The sequence below is a fragment of the Myxococcales bacterium genome, assembly GCA_016703425.1.
Taxonomy (GTDB): Bacteria; Myxococcota_A; Polyangia; order Polyangiales; family Polyangiaceae; genus JADJCA01.
On the sequence record JADJCA010000031.1, the window covers coordinates 85,686 to 105,041 of the forward strand.

18 protein-coding genes and 1 pseudogene are annotated in these 19,356 nt (G+C 67.5%); 10 read left to right on the forward strand and 9 right to left on the reverse strand.

Going from position 1 to position 19,356, the window contains the following annotated elements; genetic code table 11:
• Window positions 1-79: 79 nt before the first annotated feature.
• From IPG50_38770 to IPG50_38785, 4 genes are read right to left on the reverse strand one after another with little or no spacing between them, the layout of a single operon-like run.
• Entirely contained in the window at window positions 80-1,642 is a 1,563-nt protein-coding gene (locus IPG50_38770; protein ID MBK6698088.1) for an acyl-CoA carboxylase subunit beta, read from the reverse strand.
• Window positions 1,643-1,670: 28 nt separating this feature from the next.
• Window positions 1,671-2,456 carry an enoyl-CoA hydratase/isomerase family protein gene (locus IPG50_38775; protein ID MBK6698089.1) on the reverse strand — a complete coding sequence of 262 codons (786 nt, stop codon included), beginning with the start codon at window positions 2,454-2,456 and terminating at the stop codon, window positions 1,671-1,673.
• Between the two features lie 5 nt (window positions 2,457-2,461).
• The gene (locus tag IPG50_38780; protein MBK6698090.1) at window positions 2,462-3,340 is read right to left on the reverse strand and encodes a 3-keto-5-aminohexanoate cleavage protein; all 879 of its coding nucleotides are present in this window, start codon (window positions 3,338-3,340) and stop codon (window positions 2,462-2,464) included.
• Window positions 3,337-3,864 carry a MarR family transcriptional regulator gene (locus IPG50_38785; GenBank protein MBK6698091.1) on the reverse strand — a complete coding sequence of 176 codons (528 nt, stop codon included), beginning with the start codon at window positions 3,862-3,864 and terminating at the stop codon, window positions 3,337-3,339. Before IPG50_38785 ends, IPG50_38780 begins: the two co-directional genes overlap by 4 nt.
• Before the next feature lie 189 nt (window positions 3,865-4,053).
• Here IPG50_38785 and IPG50_38790 point away from each other — a divergent pair, with 189 nt between their 5' ends.
• The 10 genes and pseudogenes from IPG50_38790 to def all read left to right on the forward strand — a co-directional run bounded on the left by IPG50_38790 (window position 4,054) and on the right by def (window position 11,263).
• Complete coding sequence (locus IPG50_38790; protein MBK6698092.1) at window positions 4,054-4,650, forward strand: DUF177 domain-containing protein; 597 nt, start codon at window positions 4,054-4,056, stop codon at window positions 4,648-4,650.
• A 4-nt stretch (window positions 4,651-4,654) separates the two neighbouring features.
• Entirely contained in the window at window positions 4,655-4,843 is a 189-nt protein-coding gene (gene rpmF, locus IPG50_38795; GenBank protein ID MBK6698093.1) for a 50S ribosomal protein L32, read from the forward strand.
• Window positions 4,844-4,937: 94 nt separating this feature from the next.
• Complete coding sequence (gene fabD / locus IPG50_38800; GenBank protein MBK6698094.1) at window positions 4,938-5,888, forward strand: ACP S-malonyltransferase; 951 nt, start codon at window positions 4,938-4,940, stop codon at window positions 5,886-5,888.
• A gap of 119 nt (window positions 5,889-6,007) precedes the next feature.
• Entirely contained in the window at window positions 6,008-6,754 is a 747-nt protein-coding gene (gene fabG / locus IPG50_38805) for a 3-oxoacyl-ACP reductase FabG (GenBank protein MBK6698095.1), read from the forward strand.
• A gap of 92 nt (window positions 6,755-6,846) precedes the next feature.
• Window positions 6,847-7,089 (forward strand): acyl carrier protein, encoded by a 243-nt coding sequence (gene acpP, locus IPG50_38810; GenBank protein ID MBK6698096.1) that lies wholly within the window; start codon window positions 6,847-6,849, stop codon window positions 7,087-7,089.
• Window positions 7,090-7,323: 234 nt separating this feature from the next.
• On the forward strand, window positions 7,324-8,568 hold the full coding sequence (fabF, locus tag IPG50_38815; GenBank protein ID MBK6698097.1) for a beta-ketoacyl-ACP synthase II: 1,245 nt from the start codon (window positions 7,324-7,326) through the stop codon (window positions 8,566-8,568).
• A gap of 52 nt (window positions 8,569-8,620) precedes the next feature.
• Window positions 8,621-9,060 (forward strand): annotated as a pseudogene (gene rpiB / locus IPG50_38820) (ribose 5-phosphate isomerase B).
• Entirely contained in the window at window positions 9,057-9,548 is a 492-nt protein-coding gene (gene nrdR, locus IPG50_38825; protein ID MBK6698098.1) for a transcriptional repressor NrdR, read from the forward strand. Before rpiB ends, nrdR begins: the two are co-directional and overlap by 4 nt.
• A complete protein-coding gene (gene ribD, locus IPG50_38830) occupies window positions 9,545-10,666 on the forward strand; it encodes a bifunctional diaminohydroxyphosphoribosylaminopyrimidine deaminase/5-amino-6-(5-phosphoribosylamino)uracil reductase RibD (protein ID MBK6698099.1) in 1,122 nt (373 codons plus the stop codon). Before nrdR ends, ribD begins: the two co-directional genes overlap by 4 nt.
• A gap of 81 nt (window positions 10,667-10,747) precedes the next feature.
• Window positions 10,748-11,263, forward strand: a complete 516-nt coding sequence (def, locus tag IPG50_38835) for a peptide deformylase (GenBank protein ID MBK6698100.1) — start codon at window positions 10,748-10,750, stop codon at window positions 11,261-11,263.
• 41 nt (window positions 11,264-11,304) lie between these two features.
• On the opposite strand, the gene IPG50_38840 is transcribed toward def, so the two are convergent.
• The 5 genes from IPG50_38840 to IPG50_38860 all read right to left on the reverse strand — a co-directional run bounded on the left by IPG50_38840 (window position 11,305) and on the right by IPG50_38860 (window position 19,231).
• Window positions 11,305-12,480: a CapA family protein gene (locus tag IPG50_38840; GenBank protein MBK6698101.1), complete on the reverse strand. Its 1,176-nt coding sequence runs from the start codon at window positions 12,478-12,480 to the stop codon at window positions 11,305-11,307.
• A 5-nt stretch (window positions 12,481-12,485) separates the two neighbouring features.
• The gene (locus IPG50_38845; GenBank protein ID MBK6698102.1) at window positions 12,486-15,923 is read right to left on the reverse strand and encodes a UDP-N-acetylmuramoyl-L-alanyl-D-glutamate--2,6-diaminopimelate ligase; all 3,438 of its coding nucleotides are present in this window, start codon (window positions 15,921-15,923) and stop codon (window positions 12,486-12,488) included.
• Window positions 15,924-15,990: 67 nt separating this feature from the next.
• Window positions 15,991-16,197, reverse strand: coding sequence for a hypothetical protein (locus IPG50_38850; protein ID MBK6698103.1), 207 nt, complete (start codon window positions 16,195-16,197; stop codon window positions 15,991-15,993).
• Between the two features lie 432 nt (window positions 16,198-16,629).
• A complete protein-coding gene (gene tadA / locus IPG50_38855; protein MBK6698104.1) occupies window positions 16,630-18,783 on the reverse strand; it encodes a Flp pilus assembly complex ATPase component TadA in 2,154 nt (717 codons plus the stop codon).
• Between the two features lie 265 nt (window positions 18,784-19,048).
• Window positions 19,049-19,231, reverse strand: a complete 183-nt coding sequence (locus IPG50_38860) for a hypothetical protein (protein ID MBK6698105.1) — start codon at window positions 19,229-19,231, stop codon at window positions 19,049-19,051.
• Window positions 19,232-19,356 lie beyond the last annotated feature (125 nt).

Genomic DNA, 19,356 nt, shown 5'->3' on the forward strand with positions numbered 1-19,356 from the left:
TCGCGGGGGCCTGCTCCCCAGGGGCCAGCTTGTCCCCACGGCTCACCTGCGGCTTGTCCTGGCCCCAACTGGCACGCGCCTACACAGGCATCACGCCGCGCTTCCTCGCGGGGCGCTCTACCTTCTTGTGCTGCGCCATCTCGAGCCCCAAGGCGAGGACGCGGCGCGTGTCGCGCGGATCGATCACGTCGTCGACGAGTCCCCAGCCGGCGACCTTGTAGATGTCGATGTTCTTCTGAATCGCGTCGACGATGCCCTTCCGCATTTCCGGCGGCGGCTCCGCGTCACCGAAGAGCTTCTTGGCTGCGATGCCGACCATCCCTTCGGCGCCCATCACGCTGATCTCGGCGCCGGGCCAAGCGACCAAGAGGTCGGGTTCGTAGGCACGGCCGCACATGACGTAATAGCCGGCGCCGTAGGCCTTGCGCACGACGACGGTCAGCTTCGGCACCGTCGCCGCGCTCATCGCGTGGAGCATCTTCGCGCCGTGGCGAATGATCCCCGCGTGCTCGACCTTCGAGCCGACCATGAAGCCGGGCGTGTCTTCCAAGAACACGAGCGGCACGTGAAACGCGTCGCAGATCTGGATGAAGCGCGCGGCCTTGTCGGCGGCGTCGATGTCGAGGATGCCCCCCAGCATCATCGGCTGGTTGGCGACGATGCCGACGCTACGGCCGCCGATGCGCGCGAGGCACGTGAGGATGTTCCTCGCCCAGCGGGGCTTGATCTCGAGGAAATCGCCGTCGTCGACGACGGCGCGCACGAGTTTCAACATGTCGAAGGGACGTCGCGTGCTGTCGGGCAAGAGATCCAAGAGCGACTCTTCGCGCCGCTCCACCGGATCCTTCGTGGCGACAAACGGCGGCCGCTCGTCGACGCTCGACGGGAAGTACGAGAGGTACTTCTTCGTCATCGCGATGACCTTGGCGTCGTCCTCGAACTCGCCATCACCGACGCCGCTGACTTCCGCGTGCACCTTGGAGCCGCCGAGCTCTTGCTCGCTGATCTCTTGGCCCGTGGCGGCCTTCACGAGCGGTGGGCCCGCGAGGGCCATGCTCGCAATGTCCTTCGTCATGGGCACGTAGTCGGCGAGGCCGGGAATGTACGCGGTGCCGGCGGCGCCCGGTCCGACCATGGCCGCCACCTGCGGCACGACGCCGCTCATCACAACTTGCTCGCGGAAGAGGTGCCCCGTGCCGGCCCAATACGAGAGCATGTCCGGGTGCATCGCGCCGGGATCGATGCGCGCGCCCGCCGAATCGATGAACCACACCATGGGCCAACGACCCGTGAGGGCCATGGTGCGCATCCGCGTGACCTTCTCCTCGCCGGTGTAGCCGATGCTGCCGCCCTTCACGGTGAAGTCGTACGCGGCGGCGCACACCATGCGGCCGTCGACCTTGCCGAAGCCGCAGATGACGCCGTCGGCGGCGGGTTTGTCTTTGCCGTCGGGCCCGGCCGCCGTGCCCATCTGCGTTCCGTGGAGGCCGACCTCGAAGAAGACGCCGTCGTCAAAGAACTGCGCGAAGCGCTCCCGCGCCGTCAACTTGCCGCGCGCGTGTTGTTTGTCGATGCGCTCCTTGCCTCCCATTTCGAGGGCCCGCGCACGTTTCGCTTCGAGCTCGGCAACGAGCTCTCTCATGTTCGCCATGGGTCTGCCTCCGGGGACACTATTTTCCGGTCCAAACCGGTTCACGTTTTTCGGCGAAGGCCATGAGGCCCTCGCGCGCATCGTCAGTGCCCAAACACTCACCGAGCCGCTCGCGGAGCAGCGGGAGCGACTCTTCGAGGTCCATGCCGTCCTGCGCGCCGAACGCGCGGAGGCCGAGGCGCATCGCCGCCGGGCTCTTCTTGGTGAGCTCGCCCACGAGCTCAGCCACCTTCGCGTCGAGCTCGTCTTTGGGCACGGCGTCGTTGAGGATGCCGATGGCCTTCGCCTCGGCGGCGTCGATGCGCTCGCCGAGGAGCATCATCTTGAGCACGCGACGGCGCGGGACGAAGCGGACCAAGACGGCCATGATCATCATGGGGAAGAGGCCCACGTCGATCTCGGGCGTGCCGAGCTTCGCGTCGCTCGACGCGATGGCGAAGGTGCTCGCAGCGACGAGCCCGAGGCCGCCGCCCATGGCGTGGCCGTTCACCTTGCAGACGATGGGCTTCACGGAGCGAACCATCTCGCGCAAGAGATCGGCGAAGTCGCCGCGTGGCGGCACGTCGCTGCGCGTCGGCGCGGCGCCGCTCATCATCTCTGCAAAGTCGCCGCCGGCGCAGAAGACCTTCCCCTCGCCTTCGAGCGTGATGACGCGGATGGCGTCGTCGCTGCGCGCCCGATCGATGGCGTCGAGCAGCTCGTTGGCCATGCGCGGCCCGATGGCGTTGCGCCGCTCGGGGACCGCCAGCGTGATGGCGAAGACGGGACCGTCGACGGTCACCTTGATTCGCTCGTAGCGCGGCACCTCGCTCACAACGCACCGGTCTTTCCGAGAGCGTCGAGCCCGAGGATGGCGCGCGCCTCCGAGACGGTGGCGACCTTGCGCCCCACGTCACGCACCATGCGCGCCGCGACGTCGACGAGATCGCCGTTGGAGCGAGCCATCTCTCCGCTGGGCAAGTAGAAGTTGTCTTCTAGGCCCACGCGGATGTTGCCGCCCAAGACGAGCGCCGAGGCCACCATGCGGAAGCCCGTTCGGCCGATGCCGATGACCTCCCACTCGCTGCCGGCGGGCATGATGCGCGTCTGCAACTGGAGGCTCTCGACGAGCGGCGGGATGCCGCCCAAGACGCCGACGATGAAGGAGAACTGGAGCGGTGGCTTGAGGATGCCCATGTCGAGCAACGGGCCGATGCCTTGCGTGTGGCCGGCGTCGAAACACTCGAGCTCGGGCTTCACGCCCGCCTCGTTCATGGCGGTGAGGAGCTTCTGAATCTTTTCGTAGGTGTTCGGGAACACCATGTCGAAGACGAAGCTCTTCCGCTTCTCAGAGTACTTCGCGTAGTTCATCGTGCCCATGTTGAGGGCGGCGATCTCGGGCTTGCTCCCGCGGATGTACCCGACCTGATCGCTCACGTCGTCGAGCATCGTGCCGGTCGAGAAGTTGAGGAGCACCGGCGAGCGCTTCCGCACCTCCTCCTTGATGCGGGCAAACACCGCCGGGCTGAAGGTCGGTGAGCCGTCGTCGTTGCGCGCGTGGATGTGCACCACGGCGGCGCCGGCGTCGTGGGCGCGTTTGGCTTCTTCGCCAATCTCCTCCGGCGTGTACGGAATGGCCGGGCACTGGGCTCGGTTCGCCAAGACGCCAGTGAGCGCGCAGGTGATGACGCACAAGTCCGGGTCTCTCATGATGCCTCCTTCGAGTGAACGGCCAAACGAGCGCCTCGCCGCGCAGGGGAGACGCGAAGCGTCGCCCCGAGTTCTTCATCGACGATGCGCCGCACGGCGATCGTCAGCTTGTCGACGATGCCGTGGAGCATCTTGGCTTCCTCCGCCGTGAGGAGCGCCAGGGCCCGCCGGTAGATGCCGATGGGCTCGACGGGGACCTCCGCCGACGCGCGCCGCCCCTTCGGCGACAGGGTCAAGCGCACGACGCGCCGATCGCGGGGATCGCGCTCGCGACGCACGAGGCCTTCGCGCTCCATGCGGAGGGCGATGCCCGTGAGGGTGCTGTTGCCGACGCGCATCGCTTCGCTGAGCTCCGAGAGGGACATGGCGCCAACCTCTTCGAGGAGCTTCACGACCACGAGCTGCGGCCCCGTGAGGCGCGCCCGCGCCGCCACACGCTTCGTGAGCCGGCGGTTGTCGGTGTAGAGCGCCACGAGGCCCTTCAGGATGGCATCGGTGTCAGCGCGCGCGGGTTTGGTCGCCATGATGTTTCGCACGCGAAAGATTCCCGAACCGAGCGGCCCGGTCAAAGCAAAATCATCACAGGCCCTTGCGCGGCGGGGGTTCTCGTGGAAAGTACGGTCCCCCTTCCGCCACCAACCAAGCCCCTTCTGCCACCAACCCCCCTTCTGCCACCAACCAAGGGGCTGGGGCCGGCCCGAAGCCCGCTCATCATGACCGAAGAAGCCCACCGCGACGCCGCCGGCCATGCCCGGAGAGCCGCCGAGTTCAGCATCCCCGTCGCCGACATCGACGCCGGCGGGAAGCCCTTTGAGTTCCCGATCCGCCCCGCGTGGGTTCGGGGCGCCCTCGAGGATGCGGAGTCGACCACGTCGGGCAAGCCCGGCTCGTTGGCCGTTCGCGTCTCCCGGAGCGGCCACGACATCGTCGTGCACGGCCGCCTCGAATGCGAGCTCGAGGCGCCTTGCGCCCGGTGCCTCAAGCCGACGCCGTTCGTCGTGGCCGAGACGCTCAGCCTGCTCTTTATGCCGGCCGCCGAGCTGAAGAAGCGCGAGATGGCCGCCGAAGCCGAGATGGCCCCCGGCGACGCCGATACCTTCCCTTATCAAGGCGAGACCGTCGTCCTCGACGACGTCGTGCGGGACGAGCTCTTGCTCGAAACCCCCATGATCCCCTTGTGCTCGGAAGACTGCCCTGGTATTCGCCCCGCGGAAGACGGCGCGGCAAAGCCGCAAGAGCCGTCCTCGGGCGATAAAGTCGATCCTCGGCTAGCCCCTCTTCTCCGTTTCAGAACGACCTCAAAGGAGTGACGCCGTGGCGGTTCCCAAGCGACGTACGAGCCGATCCAAGCGCAACATGCGCCGCGCGAACCATGACAAGGTGACGGCGCCCCAGCTCATCCCCTGCGCCAACTGTGGCGAGCCCTCGATCCCGCACCGCGCCTGCGCGTCCTGCGGTTTTTACAAGGGCAAGAAGGTCGCAGCCGCCGCCAAAGGCGACTGAGCTTTTTCGGGCCTAGCGCTGGCATGACGAGGCGGGGCGCCGTGAGCGCCCGACGCTTCGTTTTGTCATGTCTACGCCGAAACGGAGACGCACCATGAAGCTCGCCTGGTTCTTTCCTGGCCAAGGGTCTCAATCGGTCGGCATGGGCCGCGACCTGCGCGATGCCTCGCCGGCGGCGCGGGCGGTGTTTGACGCAGCCGACGCCGCCCTCGGCGAAGGCCTCACGGACCTGATCCTGAACGGCCCCGAGGAGCGCCTTACGCTCACGGAAAATGCTCAGCCCGCCATCGTGACGGTGAGCATGGCTGCGCTGGCGGCGCTTCGTGAGCGGCTGCCGGACCACGAAGCCGTCCGCCCCGCCTTCGCGGCCGGCCACTCGCTCGGCGAGTACTCGGCCCTCGTGGCCGCCGGGGCCCTTCCGCTCGAAGCGGCGGTGCGGCTCGTGCGGGCGCGGGGCAAGGCCATGCAGAGCGCCGTTCCGCCCGGCGTTGGGGCCATGGCGGCCATCATGGGCATCGACGACCGCGCGCGGCTCGAAGCCCTTTGCCGCGAGGCGAGCCAGGGCGACGAGTCGGTCCAGCCGGCCAACTTCAACGCGCCCGGGCAGGTGGTCATCGCGGGTCATGCCGCAGCCGTGGCCCGCGCCAGCGACCTTGCCAGCAAGGAGCGCGGCAAGGCCATCGCGCTCAAGGTCAGCGCCCCCTTCCACTGCGCGCTCATGGCGCCGGCGGCCCGGGCCCTTCAGGGCGAGCTCGAACGCGTCGTCATCGGCGCGCCGGCGTTCCCGGTGGTCGCCAACTTCGACGCGACCCCAAACGCCGACGCGGCCCGCGTGAAGGAGCTCCTGGTCCGCCAAGTCGACGGCGCCGTGCGCTGGGAAGACTCGGTCCGCCGCATGGTGGCCGACGGCGTAACCCACGCGCTCGAGATCGGCCCCGGGAAGGTGCTGGCGGGCCTCTGCCGTCGCATTTCCAAGGAGCTGAAGGTCTTGAGCGTCTCCGACATGACGGCCCTGGACGGCGTCGATGCGTTTCTGCGCTCATGAAGAACCGCTCATGAAGAAGCAAGAACAGCGGCGAAGGATGCGTCGGTCGACCTCACGGACGGGTGACAACGCCGCCCCGGCGTGGCAAGAGGCGCATGCCAAACGGCTAGGAGAACCGCATGTTCCGACTGGACGGTAAAATCGCCCTCGTCACCGGCGGCTCGCGAGGCATCGGCCGCGCGTGCGCCGAGGCCCTCGCGTCGCAAGGCGCCACGGTCATCGTGAACTATGTGCGCGGCGAAGACGCCGCTCGCGCCACCGCCGACGCCATCACCCAGAAGGGCGGCAAGGCCGACATCGCGGGCTTCGACGTGGCGGACACCCAGGCGACCGAGACGGCCATCGAGGGCCTCATCCAGAAGCACGGACGCATCGACATCCTGGTGGCCAACGCAGGCATCGCCATCGACGGCCTGCTCCTTCGCCTCAAAGACGACGATCTCGATCGCCTCTGGCAGACCAACCTGCGCGGCGCTCTCGCCTGCGCGCGCGCCTCCACGAAGAGCATGATGCGCACGAAGGCTGGCCGCGTGCTCTTTCTCTCCAGCGTGGTCGCCGAGATGGGAAACCCCGGCCAGACGGGCTACGCAGCCACCAAGGCGGCCCTCATCGGCGCCGCCAAGTGCATCGCCCGCGAATACGCGTCGCGGAACATCACCGTGAACGTCATCGCGCCGGGCTTCATCGACACGGACATGACGAACGCCATGAAGACCGAGGCGAAGGAGTTCATCCAGAAGCAGATCCCCCTCGGGCGCACCGGGCGGGCCGAAGAGATCGCCGCGGCATGCGTCTATCTCGCGAGCGACGAAGCGGCGTATGTCACGGGGCAAGTGCTCCGCGTCAACGGCGGCATGTACGTTTGAGGTGCGAAGCGCGCAACGCGCCTCGCCAAAAGAGCAAGACACCTACTCATTTGCGTTTCGCGGAACGCACGAATTCTGATACGAGGCACGACATGGCTCAGGACATCGCCAGCGAGGTCAAGCGCATCATCAAAGAGCAGCTCGACGTCGATGAGAAAGACATCAAGCCCGAGTCGACGTTCATCGAAGACCTCGGGGCTGACTCGCTCGGGCTCGTAGAGCTCGCGCTGGCGTTCGAGGAGGCGTTCGAGATCGACATTCCCGACGAAGACGTCGAGAAGATCCGCACGGTCCAAGACGCCATCGACTACGTCGAGAAGCACGCCAAGAAGTAGTCGGCGCCCTGTCCAGACGGGCCAGGCATGGACGGCCCGTCTCGGACGGTCTGTCGTGGCCGGTCTGTCGTGGACGGTCTTCGTGAATGGCCCGTCCGGCTGTTCGGGGTTGAGCCCACCGCTGGCGAGGCCCTTGGGCCGCTCGGGCGCGCCGCGCCGGTGGCTCAGTCGCCGGTCTTTTCCGCGAAAAGCGGAGGCCAAAGCTGGCGCTCGGCGCTATAAGGGTCGCCTCTCATGGAACGCGTCGTCATCACAGGCATCGGCCTTGTCACGCCGGTCGCGCTGGGCACCCAGGCCAGCTTCCAAGCGTTGTGCGCCGGCACGTCCGGCATCGAGCGCATCACGCTCTTCGACTGCAGCGCCTTTCGCGTGCAGATCGCCGGCGAGGTGAAGGGCTGGGATCCGCTCGCCTTCATCGAGAAGAAGAAGCTGAAGGAGTTCGATCGCTTCAGCGAGTTCGCGATGGGCGCCGCCAAGATGGCCATCGACGACGCCAAGCTCGAGCTGACCGACGAAGAGCGCGACGAGGCTGGCTGCTTCGTCGGCGTGGGCATCGGCGGCCTCTTCTCGCTCGAGAAGACGAAGCAGACCCTGATCGACAAGGGCCCCTCCAAGATCAGCCCCTACGCGATCCCCAACATCATCGCCAACCTCGCCGCCGGCCAAGTGTCGATGGCGCACGGCCTAAGGGGCCCTAGCTACTGCACAACGAGCGCCTGTTCGAGCGGCGCACACGCCATCGGCGAGGCCTTCGAGTGGATCCGCCGCGGCCGCGCCCAGGTGATGGTCGCCGGCGGCGCAGAAGCCGCGGTCACGCCCGTCGGCATCGGCGGCTTCGAGGCGATGTTCGCGCTCTCGAAGCGCAACGACGCGCCCCACCAAGCGAGCCGCCCCTTCGACAAGGGCCGCGACGGCTTCGTCTGCGGCGAGGGCGCCGGCATCCTCGTCATGGAGACGCTCACGCGAGCCCGCAAGCGCGGCGCCCGCGTCTACGCGGAGGTCACCGGCTACGGCGCCACGAGCGACGCGCACCACCTCACGCAACCGGCGCCCAACGGCGCCGGCGCCCAGCGCGCCATGAAGATGGCCCTGAAAGACGCGAAGCAATCGCCGGAAGCCGTCGACTACATCAACGCGCACGGCACCTCCACGCCGGTGGGCGATGTCGAAGAGACGCGGGCGATCCTCAGCGTCTTTGGCGAACACGCGCGCGAGAAGAAGCTGTGGGTGAGCTCCACCAAGTCGATGATGGGCCACCTCCTCGGCGCCGCCGGCGCCGTCGAGAGCGCGGTCTGCGCGCTGGCCATCGCCGAGGGAAAGATTCCGCCAACCGCCAACCTCGACGACCCGGACCCCGAGTGCGTCCTCGATTACGTCGCCAAGACGGGCCGGGAGCGCCCCACGCGCCACGCGATGAACAACTCCTTCGGCTTCGGCGGGACGAACTGTTCTTTGCTATTCTCGCGGGTCGAAAGCTGAACCGTTCGCCTCGCCTCGCGGCCGCGAACTTCGAGCACAAAGGAAGCCATCGATGAGCGAGCGCATCGTTCTTGGATCGGACCACGGCGGTTTCGAGCTCAAAAAGGAGCTCGCCGAAGGTCTTCGTGAAGGTGGCTACGCCATCACCGACATCGGCACGCACTCCACCGACGCGTCCGACTACTCGGACTTCGCCCATCAGGCCTGTCGTGGCCTGCTCGCCGGCAAGTTCGACCGGGGCATCCTCATCTGCGGCACCGGCGTCGGGATGGCGATCTCGGCCAACCGGCACCCGGGCGTTCGCGCCGTCAACTGCATGGACGTCTTCACGGCGCGCTACGCGCGGCAACACAACGACACCAACATCCTCACGCTCGGGGCCGCGTCATCGGCTTCGGGCTCGCTTGGGAGGTCGTCAAGACCTGGCTGACCACCGAGTTCAGCGGCGACCCGCGCCACGTCCGCCGGATTGGCAAGATCGAAGCCGTATGAAATGCCCATTTTGCTCCCACGTGGAGAGCAAAGTCATCGACTCCCGCGTCTCGACGGCGGCCGACGTGACGCGCCGCCGCCGCGAATGCGAGAAGTGCCAGAGGCGCTTCACGACCTACGAGCGCGTGGAGGAAGTCTTGCCGCTCGTCGCGAAACGAGACGGCCGCCGCGAGATGTTCGACCGCCAGAAGGTCCTCCTCGGCATGCGCAAGGCGTGCGAGAAGCGCCCCATCTCCCTTGAGACCATCGAAGGCGCCGTCGACCAGATCGAGCGCGACCTCATCGACTCGGGCGACAAGGAGGTCTCGGCGACGTCCGTCGGCGAGCGCGTGATGCGCCACCTTCGCCGCCTCGACGACATCGCGTACGTCCGCTTCGCCAGCGTCTACCGCTCGTTCCGCGATCTCGACGAGTTTCGTGCCGAGCTCGAGAAGCTCGCCCGCGACCGGAAGGACGGCCCCGAAGGCCCGGAGGCGATCGAGTCATGACCGCGTCTGATCCGGTCGACGAAGCGTGGATGGATCGCGCGCTGGCGGAAGCCGCCAAGGGCCACCCGTCCCCGAACCCGCACGTGGGGGCGGCCCTTGTCAAAGGCGGCGAGCTCCTGGGCGTGGCGCATCACGAGCGCGCCGGCGAAGACCACGCCGAGGTCGCGGTCATTCGCGCGGCCGGCGACAAGGCGCACGGCGCGACCCTGTACGTGACGCTAGAGCCCTGCAACCACCACGGACGGACGCCGCCGTGTACCGAAACGATCCTCGCGGCGAAGATCGCGCGCGTCGTCGTGGCGTGCCGCGATCCCAACCCGCACGTGAACGGCGGAGGGCTCGACCGCCTTCGCGCGGCCGGCGTCGAGGTCGTGCTCGGCGTGCGTCAAGGCGAGGCGGCCCGCATCATCGGCCCATGGGCGAAGTTCGTGACGCAAGAGATCCCTCACGTTTCGCTCAAGCTCGCCGTCTCCCTCGACGGGCGCATCGCCACGCGCACCGGCGCGTCGAAATGGGTGACGGGCCCCGAAGCGCGCATCCGCGTTCATGCCTTGCGGGCCGCCCACGACGCCGTGGCCGTCGGCATCGGCACCGCCATCGCCGACGATCCGCGACTGACGGTGCGCGACGCGCCCGGCGGTAGCCCCGTTCGCGTGGTGTTCGATACGAAGCTGCGCATTCCTCGCACCTCGCGCCTCGTTGAGACGGCGACGCAGATCCCAACGTGGGTGGTTTGCAGCGTCGACGCCGAGAGCGGCGCCGAGGCCGAGCTCGCCGGTCGCGGCGTCGACATCGTGCGGGCTCCCGCGTCCGCCGAGGGGCGCATCGACATGCCTTCGGCGCTTCGCATGCTCGCGGCGCGCGGCATCGTGTCGCTACTCGTGGAAGGGGGCGCCGAGCTCGCCGGGAGCATCCTCGCGTCCCGCCTCGCCGACGAGCTCCACGTCTTCATCGCGCCGTCGCTCTTGGGGCCGCGCGGCCGCCCGGGGGCCGTCGACTGGGCGGGCCCGTCGACGCCGGCCGAGGCGCCTTACATCCACGACCCCAAATGGGAGCTCGTGGGCAACGACGCCCACGTCTTTGGCCCCCTCCGGTACCCGGAGCGCGCCGAGGGTTAGCGGCCCGGCCCCTTCGGCGTTGGCGGGTACGTTCATCGCCCGCACCTCGACGGCTCGCAAAACGGCTATACACTCTCCCCCATGGCCATTCGGACCATCCTCCACTACCCGGACAAGCGCCTTCGCGAGAAGGGCGAGAGGATCGAGCGCGTGACGCCCGAGATCCGCACGCTCATCGACGACATGGCCGAGACCATGTACGCGGCGCCGGGCGTGGGCCTCGCGGCGACGCAGATTGGGGAGGCGCTTTCGCTCTTCGTCATCGACGTGGCGAGCGACAACGAGCCGAGCGATCTGCGCGTCTTCATCAACCCGGAGATCCTCGAGACGAGCGGTTGCCTCGATTGGCAGGAGGGGTGCCTCTCCTTCCCCGGCGTGACCGAAGAGGTCGAGCGGGCTGCCAAGGTGAAGGTGCGCGCGCAGGATCGCGACGGCGCGTCGTTCGAGCTCGAGGCTGAGGGGCTCTTGGCGGTGGCGATTCAGCACGAGTTCGACCACCTGCAAGGGGTCTTGATGATCGACCACTTGGGTGCGCTGAAGAAGCGCATCGTGCATCGGAAGATGCAGAAGAGGGCGGACTCGGAGACGACGCCGTAGCCGAGTCCTCACTTGCCTCGTTGGCAGAGGATGAAGGGCGGTTATCGAAGACGAAGGTGGCCGATGCCATCCTCGATAGTGACTTCAGTATCGAGTTCCCGGCTCCTGGCCTGTAAGCGTTCCAGAGCGGCCGTCGCGCGCTTCCCAGGAAGGAGGTGCGGCTGGGTCACTTCATTGCGGCGGCCAGCGATTGGCAAGAGCTCGACCGCATTCACTCCCCTGGCCCCGAGCTCGATTCGTGCGAGGGTGTTGTCGTCCCAGTAGTCGTGGCTGTGGCCGAACGCGAGATTGCCGAGCGAATAGAAAATCACCTTCCCTCCGCGGACCTCGACACCTTGCGCGAGATGGGAGTGATGACCGAGGATGACGTCGGCGCCAGCATCGAGGATCTGGTGCCCGAGACGCCGCGCAGCGGGGTGAACCTCGAACGTATTCTCTTCGCCCCAGTGGCACGAGACACACACGACATCGACGCGCTTACGCAGCTTCCGAATGTCTTCCTGAATGATCGACGGGTCGAGCGGGGCGACACCGGAGCGCCCCCTGGTGGCGAAGATGCCGGTGCCGCCCGCACCGATAATTTGGTTGTAGGCCAAAAGACCGACCGCTATGCCGTTTCGTGTCGTGACGAATGGGCGCCTGGCCTGGCCCAAGTCGTCGCCACCGCCAACCGTTCCGATGTTGGATGCTTGCAACGCCAGCTGGGTGTCGGTCAATCCGACCTCTCCGGCGTCGAGCATGTGATTGTTGGCGAGCGACACCACGTGAACGCCCGCCCATCGCAACGCCTCGGCGAAGAGAGGGCTCCCGCGAAACGCCCCGCGCCGGCCCGCCTCCCGCGAGAGCGGCATCTCCAGGTTGAGGAAGCCGAGGTCTGCAGCACGAAAAATCGGCGCGAGCTTCCGCAGCGGGTAGCGAACCATCGCACGCTCGTTGGGGAACGACAGCGAGTGGTTGACGGAGTCGGATGCGTGCGATTCTTCGGGCAGCGGTCGACGCAGGGGATCCAACGCGAGCGACGCCACCGCTCGCGTACCGTTCACGAGCGGCAGTGGGGGCCAGCCGCCATCGTACGTGTCTCCAAAATCGAGGAGGATCTCGGGCGCGTCCACCGCGCTCTGCCACTCGGTGTCGCCTCCCGCCACAAGGGTCAATCGCCGCGTCGATCGGCTCTTAGAGGCCCGCCCGCGCCCCCCCGTCCCCTTCGCCTTCTTCATCGCGTTCATCGGTGCGGCACCCGTTGCAGTACGTCGTTCAACTCCGTGACGTCATTCATCGCGACGACAAGAAGCTCGCGCGGGCCGAGCGTACTGAGCTTCGCGAGCACGTAGGGGACCGGAGCAACGGCCTCCACCCCAACGGCGGCCGACATCGCACCGACAACCGAGGCACACTCACTCTGATAGAGGGCGAAGGTCGCCGCCTCGCTGCCGGCTCTACGACTGGCGCCAACGACCGCATGCACCCGATCGATCCCCAACCGTCGGCACAGGTCAGGAATCTCTCCCCACAGGCGGCGATGTTCAGCGATTCCATTGGCTCGATGCACCAGCACACGCGCGCTGCGAATGCGATGAAGGTTGAAGCAACCGGGCGCATTCGCAACGTTGGCTTGAAAGCGCGACAACACTCGCACCACCGTTGCGAGCGGCTTGTCGCCGATCGCCAGCAAGGTCGCGAAGGCCGCCAGAAGAGGCGCAACGAACACGCCGGGGAGCCCGCCCACCGTACCGAAGGGCGCGATCGAAAATTGAGGCCGCAAGCTGCCGTGGACGCGCGCGAGCACTTGTCCGTCTGCACGCGCCACGAGGGGAACGAGGCCCAGAGCCTTCTTGCCGGACGGAGAGAACGGCACCAGTCGCAGGTGCTCGAGCTCGCTCGCGCCTGCCAGGCGACGGCACATTGCATCGTTGACGTTGAGGACCAAGAGGCCACCGGGACGTGTTCGTTTCGCGAGCTCGAGGTAGTGGCGATAGCGCGCCCGCCCCTTTGAGACGCCGCCGTCCTCGGGCGGTGCAGCTGTATTCAAGATGATGGTGGCGTGCGGATGATAAGGCACAGGGGCCGACGACGCCCCGAAGGCTGGTGCTTCGACGATCAACATCTTTGCGCGCGGATCGGGCCCCGGCGTCCCTCCCGCACCGTCGGGCCCGCAGACTTCTCCGACATACGCGGCGTCGGCCTTGAAGCGGGCGAGCGCCGCAAGAAGGACGCGGCAACACGCGGTCTTCCCATGGCCACCGGCAACGACGATGACGGGAACGACGCCGACCTGCTTGCGCGCGAACATGTCGGCGAGCCGAGTCAGCGCCTCGTCCTTCTCCGAATCCGCCGCCGAGAACGTCGTCGCGCGCGCCCCCTGCCCGACGGTCCACGACACGGGTGGCTCTTTTGGACGGACAGGGACGCTGTTCGCCCGCGCCCATTGCAACATCTCGACGACACGACGGTCGACATCCGTTGGCCAAGCGCGCGCGTGAGCCAGCGCGTCGGTCCATCGAGGTTCGCGACCGCTCAGCAATTCTGAGAGGAGCGCGGCCGCGTGCAGAAACGCGCACCGGCCGACGGTATGGAGCGGCACCTCAAAGACTGCCACATCGGGCTCGTCAGGCCGCACGATCGCGCGCGAGGGGGCATCGAGCGCCACTGCGACCAGCGCCGCCGCGACCAAGGCGACGAAGCCACATGCCGAAGCCACCCTCGCAGAAGGTTCGATCGGCTGAAGCCACGCGTGGATGCGCGTCGCATCTTCGGTCGACCACGAGGTGGCCGATCGCTCGAGCTCTACACGCATGACTGGATGTTCGCTGTATCGATTGGGGCCCCACTCGAGGCGCGACTTCCGATCGCGGAGCGGTGGGGTCAACATCGCGGGTTCGGTGGAGGCACGCGCGATCTGCGAATCTGAAGGCTCCGCAGGCACGGGCTCCGGCATCCAAAAACGGCCGGTCGCGGAGCGATGCGACCGGGGAGAGGAGCCCAAATCCCGGAGCGCGGCCGGGAGATCGTCGACGATGAGGAGCGGCAGCGGGATCGGTACGCGGAGGTAACCCAGGAACGACGCATACGCACTCGACGCCAAAATCCCCACCGCGCCCCGCTGCGCCACGCGCGCGACGAGGTCGAGCTGGCGCTCCAGACGACAGCTCGGGTGGAGGACGAAGAGCGACCCACGATTCACGTCGTCGGGATGGAAAGCGATGCCGGTGATGGGTGCGTCGACCAGCGAGCCGCCGAAGCTCCGTGCCCCCAACCGCGACTGGACCTCCCGGAGGGTCGCCCGAAACTTCGGGAGTGGTGGGAAGCGGACAGCGCGAGCGCGGTCGTTGTCGGCAGTCTTGTCGGCAGTGGGCCTTCGCGCGGCGAACGCGAGCGCGAGCTCTTGTCGGTCGTCGAAGAAGTGAAGCCCCGCCCGGGTGGCTTGGTAGGCCTCGTGGCCCTTGCCCGCGACTAGGATGATGTCGTTGGACTGCGCATCCTGCACGGCGCGACGAATCGCGGCACCTCGGTCCAGGACGACCACGACCCGCTCCTTCTTTGCCTCATCGGGAATGCCCTTCAGGATGTCGGTGCTGATTTCTTCAGGCGCTTCGTTGCGGGGATTGTCTGACGTGAGCAGCACGTGGTCGGCGAGCTTCGCCGCGGCAGCCCCCATCATCGGGCGTTTGCCACGATCGCGGTCACCTCCGCATCCGAAGATGACGATGACCCGGCCACTCTTCGGTGCGGCGAGGCGACGGCAAGTCTCGAGCACGCGCGTTAGGGCATCGGGCGAGTGGGCGTAGTCGACAAAGGCTTCTACAGCGAGATCGTTCGGCACTCGCTCGAGTCGACCGGGAGCCCCACGCGAACCTTGGAGCGCGAGCGCAATGGCGTCGTTGGCCACGTCCAGCGCCTGAGCGGCCGCCACCGCCCCCAACAGGTTCGAGAGATTGTGGAGGCCAATGAGCGGCGACGCGAGCTCAATCGTTCCGCTCGGCGTGCGGAGAATTCCGCGGAACCCGCTGCGTGTCTCCGTGACGCGCACCGGCGCGACGTCCGCCTTCGAAGAAGGCTTCACGGAGAACGAGACGGTTCCGATGCGGGGGGGCAACGAGCCAACCAATGCCGCACCGAAGTCGTCGTCGACGTTCACGATGGCTTTGGGCCGCTTCTTGGCGCTGTTGGCGAGTAGGTCCTCGAAGAGACGACGCTTGGCCGCACCGTACGCGGCCATTGTGCCGTGAAAGTCGATGTGGTCCCGCGTGAGGTTAGTGAAGATCGCAGCATCGTACTCGGTGCCGTCCACGCGACGCTCGGTGAGCGCGTGCGAAGAGACTTCACTCGAGACGTGCGAGACACCAGCCCGTTCCATCACGGCGAGGAGCGCTTGGTAGCGATCCGATGGCGGCGTTGTGTAGTTGGCCGCGAAGGTGTGCTCGGCGACGCGGTATTCGACCGTACCGATGAGTCCCGTTACGAACCCTGCCGCGCGAAACATCGCGTCGAGCAGAAATGTCGTTGTGGTCTTTCCGTTCGTCCCCGTCACGCCGACGACCTTGAGCCGCTTCGAAGGAAACCCGTTTTCCTTCGCCCACCGATGCGCCGTCGCCTCAGCGGCGATCGACGCCGGCGTGGGTGACTGGGGCGTTCTGCGCGGGCGCGATCTGCGTGCCGTCACGTCGTCGAGGCTATTCGAAAAGGGGACACGTCACATCACGTCGTCATGCGCCCCCCCCCTCATGCGGTTACTCGTTGTAAGCCCAGTTCGCATAGTCGCCGCCGTAGACCGCCCCGATCCACGTACCACCGAAGCTCACCCCCGATTGGGCCGCTTGCGAGACGGCGCCAACCTCGCCGCCCATCACGGCGGCGAGCTCATCGATCGTCAGCTCGGGCGTCGTGACGTTGTGGTTCTTCTTCGAGGCCTTTTTCACCGCAATCTTCTTCTTCATCTTGGGGCTCCGTCGTGCGTTGAGTCGCGAGAGGGCCTAAGCAGCAACCATGCCTTCGCCAAGCACTCCGCAATTCGCATAGAATTGGCCCTACTCCGAAGTGCTCGGCAGCAAGCAGTGGCCGGTAGCTGACTGAGGACGTGCGGAGCGTGCAACGTGTTGCCCTCAGAGGGTCCAGTTTGGACCAGCATCCAGCACCTAGGCGCAAAGGTTCCCCTCAGAGCGGTACGGCCACGGGCCGAAGCGGGAAGTTCGGTCCGTTTCGTCGCGGAGTCGTCCCGGCTCCGGTTCAGCGCGAGCGCGTCGCCGCCGCCCGCTTGAACGAACTCGCACGGGCGAGCTAAGGCAGATGGAATCGCTCCGGGGCAGCGCGACGCAAAACAGAGCTCATCGCTTCTGCAGTTTGGTCAGCGTCCGGGAGCGGCCCTCGACCTACCGCCCGACGGCGCGCTTGAAGAGGTTCGGATCCACCTTCACGCCGCGCGAAGCGAAGTCCGCGACCGCTCGCGGCACGACACCCGTGGCGGCGAACGAGCCATCCTCCGTCGATGTGAAGACGTCGCGCGCGACGACGCCCTTCGCGTCGCTGCCGGTGAGCTCAGCCACGCGGACGACACGCGAGCGACCATCGGGCAGCGTGACCAACTCGACGGCAACGTCGAAGCTTTCGCCCACGGCCTCGCGCGCCGCTTCCACGCCGCCAGGTCGTGCCGACGCCATCTGCGCGACGAGTCGTGCGAGCGCGTGCCTCAATGAGGGAGCGACGGCCGCCGCGATAACGCCCTCGGCGCCCTCGGCAATCACGTCGAGGGTCGCCACGGCGACAGGGCCGGCCATGGGCGAGACGAACAGGCGCTCGGGAAGGAGGCGCGCCGCGGAACGCACGGCGGCTTCGCCCCGCGCACCGCCGTCGGCGAGCGCGACGGAGAGCGTGTACGCGTGCGGGACGTTGCAGTCCTCCACGTCTTGCACGAACACGACGCGTTCGCCTCCGCCGCTGGCCATGGCCAACGCCGAGAGCGAGGCCGAGAGCGACGCGCGGTGCGGTCCGCACACGAGGATGTTGGCGCGCGCGGCGATGCAGTTCTCGAGGAACGTGGCCATGGCGCGCGACGCGGCGCCGAGACGCACGAACTCTTCGAGCGACGAGTCCTGACGTCGACGCTTGCGGATGAGCAGCGCATGCCCCGACGAAGCGGGCGGCAACATGGCCACCATATGCGCCCGACCCACGCGGCGCTCGGCGGTGGTCTCGCCGGCGCGAAGTGGCTCGCCCGACTGGTGGGCCAGCCGCGCGATGACACGGCCGAGGGCTTCTTCGCTGGTGAACGAGACCTCAGCCGGTTGCAAGACGCCGCCGCGCGAGAGGAAGACGTGGTCGTGACGGATGCAGTGGATCTCGGTGACGTCGTCGTCGTCGAGCAACGAACCGACGGGCCCGAGGCCGATGAGCTCACGCGACGCGTCGCGCACGAGCTGCTCGACGTCGATGCCCTCGGGCACCTCGCCTTCGCTTCGCATCGCGCCCGCTTGGTCGCGCACGGTGCGCTCGATGCGCTGCGCGACGGCGTCGTCGACGCGCGCGCTCTGACCGAGCGCGGAGAGATCGGTCGCGTCGGCGACGCGATCGACCAACGTGAGCAACGCGAGGCGGCGCGCCGCAGCTTGCGGACTCTCGCGCGGCGGGACTCGCGAGGGCGTGTTGCGCGGCCCCGGCACACCGGCGGCCGGCTGAGGCGCCGCGGCCGCTGGCGGCATCGCGGGCGATGGGGTCGGCATGGGCGCGGGCATCGCCGCCTGCATCGGCGGAGCCATTTGCATGGGGGTGGGGATACCGCCCGCCTGCATAGGCTGTTGCATCGGGGCCTGCTGCATCGCGGGCTGCGGCATCGGGGCCTGCTGCATCGGCGTCTGCGGCATCGCCGCCGTCACCTGGACCGGAGCGGGACGCTCGATGGGCGCGGGGACGGGCACAGGCACCGGCGCGGGCGCAACGATGGGCGGCGGCCCGGAGCGGCCGGGAACGGAGATCGGGGGATTCGCTCCCGTGCGCCCGCTCCCCGCGGGCGCGGGCATCGGCGCCATGGGAGGCGGCGCCGCAACGGCGGCGGGTTGAGGCGGAATCGGCGGCGGACGAACCGAGGGCACCGGCTGGGCCGGAGGGCGCGGCGCGCTGTTTCGGTTCTCTCGCGCCGCGGTCTCTAGCTCATCGCCATCGTAGGGGCCCGGCTGGAAAGCACCGCCGGGCGTCGGCGCTTCCGGCTGTTGAGGCGCGGGCGCCGGCGCGGGGGCCGCCGCAGCCGACTCGATGCGAAGCACGAAGTCGCCGATGTAGATCTTGTCGCCTTCGCGAACGATGGTCGCTTGCGCGATCTTCCGCCCGTTGACGTACGTGCCATTGGTGCTCTTGAGATCGGTGACGATGAAACGTCCGTCTCGAAAGAGCAGCCGAGCATGGTGCTTGGAGACATTCCCCTTGGGCAGCATGAGGTCGTTGCCCTGCACGCGCCCAATGTTGATCTCCGGCTTGTCGAAGCCTTCGCGGCGCTCGGCGCCGCCCTTCTCGCTGATGGTGATGGCGAACATTCGCTCCTCGACACCCCGCCGCACCCATGCTGGCGGCTCCAAGCCACCTACATGGCGCACGCCCCGCCAGACCTCAGCGCGGCTTGATAAGTCTCGACCACGTTGACCGAAGACACGAGACCCGCCGCGAGAGCGTTGGGTGGCTCGAGACCTTGATCCCCGAATCGGGATTGTCGAGGTTACCGCGCGACTCTGTCAAATTGCGTGTCAATTTCTGGCCCAAGCGAAAGAGCCAGCGGCCGAGCCCTCGGGCCCTGGCGACACGTCACTGGCGGGTGCGTTGACCTTTGACTTCGGTGGCGACCATGCCCAAGAGCTCGCTCGCGAGCGACATCACGTCGCGCTCGGCGTAGCCGGCGGCGCGGAGCTCGCGGTAGATCGTCTTGGCGAGGATCGCGACCGCACGCGGATTGCCGTTGGGCTGCCCGGTTTCGAAGGGAAGAGCCATGTTGGGGCCAATAAGCAAGTCATGGGCCACGCCGGCTCGGCCCAGCGGACCGCAAATTTGACGGCGATTTGGGCCCATCCGACTCACACCTGCGAATTTGGATACCCATACGGGCACGCATCGAG

What these genes read in the sequence shown, in the direction of transcription:
- IPG50_38770 (MBK6698088.1), bottom strand. Translation starts at nt 1,642, where the DNA reads ATGAGAGAGCTCGTTGCCGAGCTCGAAGCGAAACGTGCGCGGGCCCTC.
- IPG50_38780 (MBK6698090.1), bottom strand. Translation starts at nt 3,340, where the DNA reads ATGAGAGACCCGGACTTGTGCGTCATCACCTGCGCGCTCACTGGCGTC.
- IPG50_38785 (MBK6698091.1), bottom strand. Translation starts at nt 3,864, where the DNA reads ATGGCGACCAAACCCGCGCGCGCTGACACCGATGCCATCCTGAAGGGC.
- IPG50_38790 (MBK6698092.1), top strand. Translation starts at nt 4,054, where the DNA reads ATGACCGAAGAAGCCCACCGCGACGCCGCCGGCCATGCCCGGAGAGCC.
- fabD (MBK6698094.1), top strand. Translation starts at nt 4,938, where the DNA reads ATGAAGCTCGCCTGGTTCTTTCCTGGCCAAGGGTCTCAATCGGTCGGC.
- fabG (MBK6698095.1), top strand. Translation starts at nt 6,008, where the DNA reads ATGTTCCGACTGGACGGTAAAATCGCCCTCGTCACCGGCGGCTCGCGA.
- acpP (MBK6698096.1), top strand. Translation starts at nt 6,847, where the DNA reads ATGGCTCAGGACATCGCCAGCGAGGTCAAGCGCATCATCAAAGAGCAG.
- fabF (MBK6698097.1), top strand. Translation starts at nt 7,324, where the DNA reads ATGGAACGCGTCGTCATCACAGGCATCGGCCTTGTCACGCCGGTCGCG.
- nrdR (MBK6698098.1), top strand. Translation starts at nt 9,057, where the DNA reads ATGAAATGCCCATTTTGCTCCCACGTGGAGAGCAAAGTCATCGACTCC.
- ribD (MBK6698099.1), top strand. Translation starts at nt 9,545, where the DNA reads ATGACCGCGTCTGATCCGGTCGACGAAGCGTGGATGGATCGCGCGCTG.
- def (MBK6698100.1), top strand. Translation starts at nt 10,748, where the DNA reads ATGGCCATTCGGACCATCCTCCACTACCCGGACAAGCGCCTTCGCGAG.
- IPG50_38840 (MBK6698101.1), bottom strand. Translation starts at nt 12,480, where the DNA reads ATGAAGAAGGCGAAGGGGACGGGGGGGCGCGGGCGGGCCTCTAAGAGC.
- IPG50_38850 (MBK6698103.1), bottom strand. Translation starts at nt 16,197, where the DNA reads ATGAAGAAGAAGATTGCGGTGAAAAAGGCCTCGAAGAAGAACCACAAC.
- tadA (MBK6698104.1), bottom strand. Translation starts at nt 18,783, where the DNA reads ATGTTCGCCATCACCATCAGCGAGAAGGGCGGCGCCGAGCGCCGCGAA.
- IPG50_38860 (MBK6698105.1), bottom strand. Translation starts at nt 19,231, where the DNA reads ATGGCTCTTCCCTTCGAAACCGGGCAGCCCAACGGCAATCCGCGTGCG.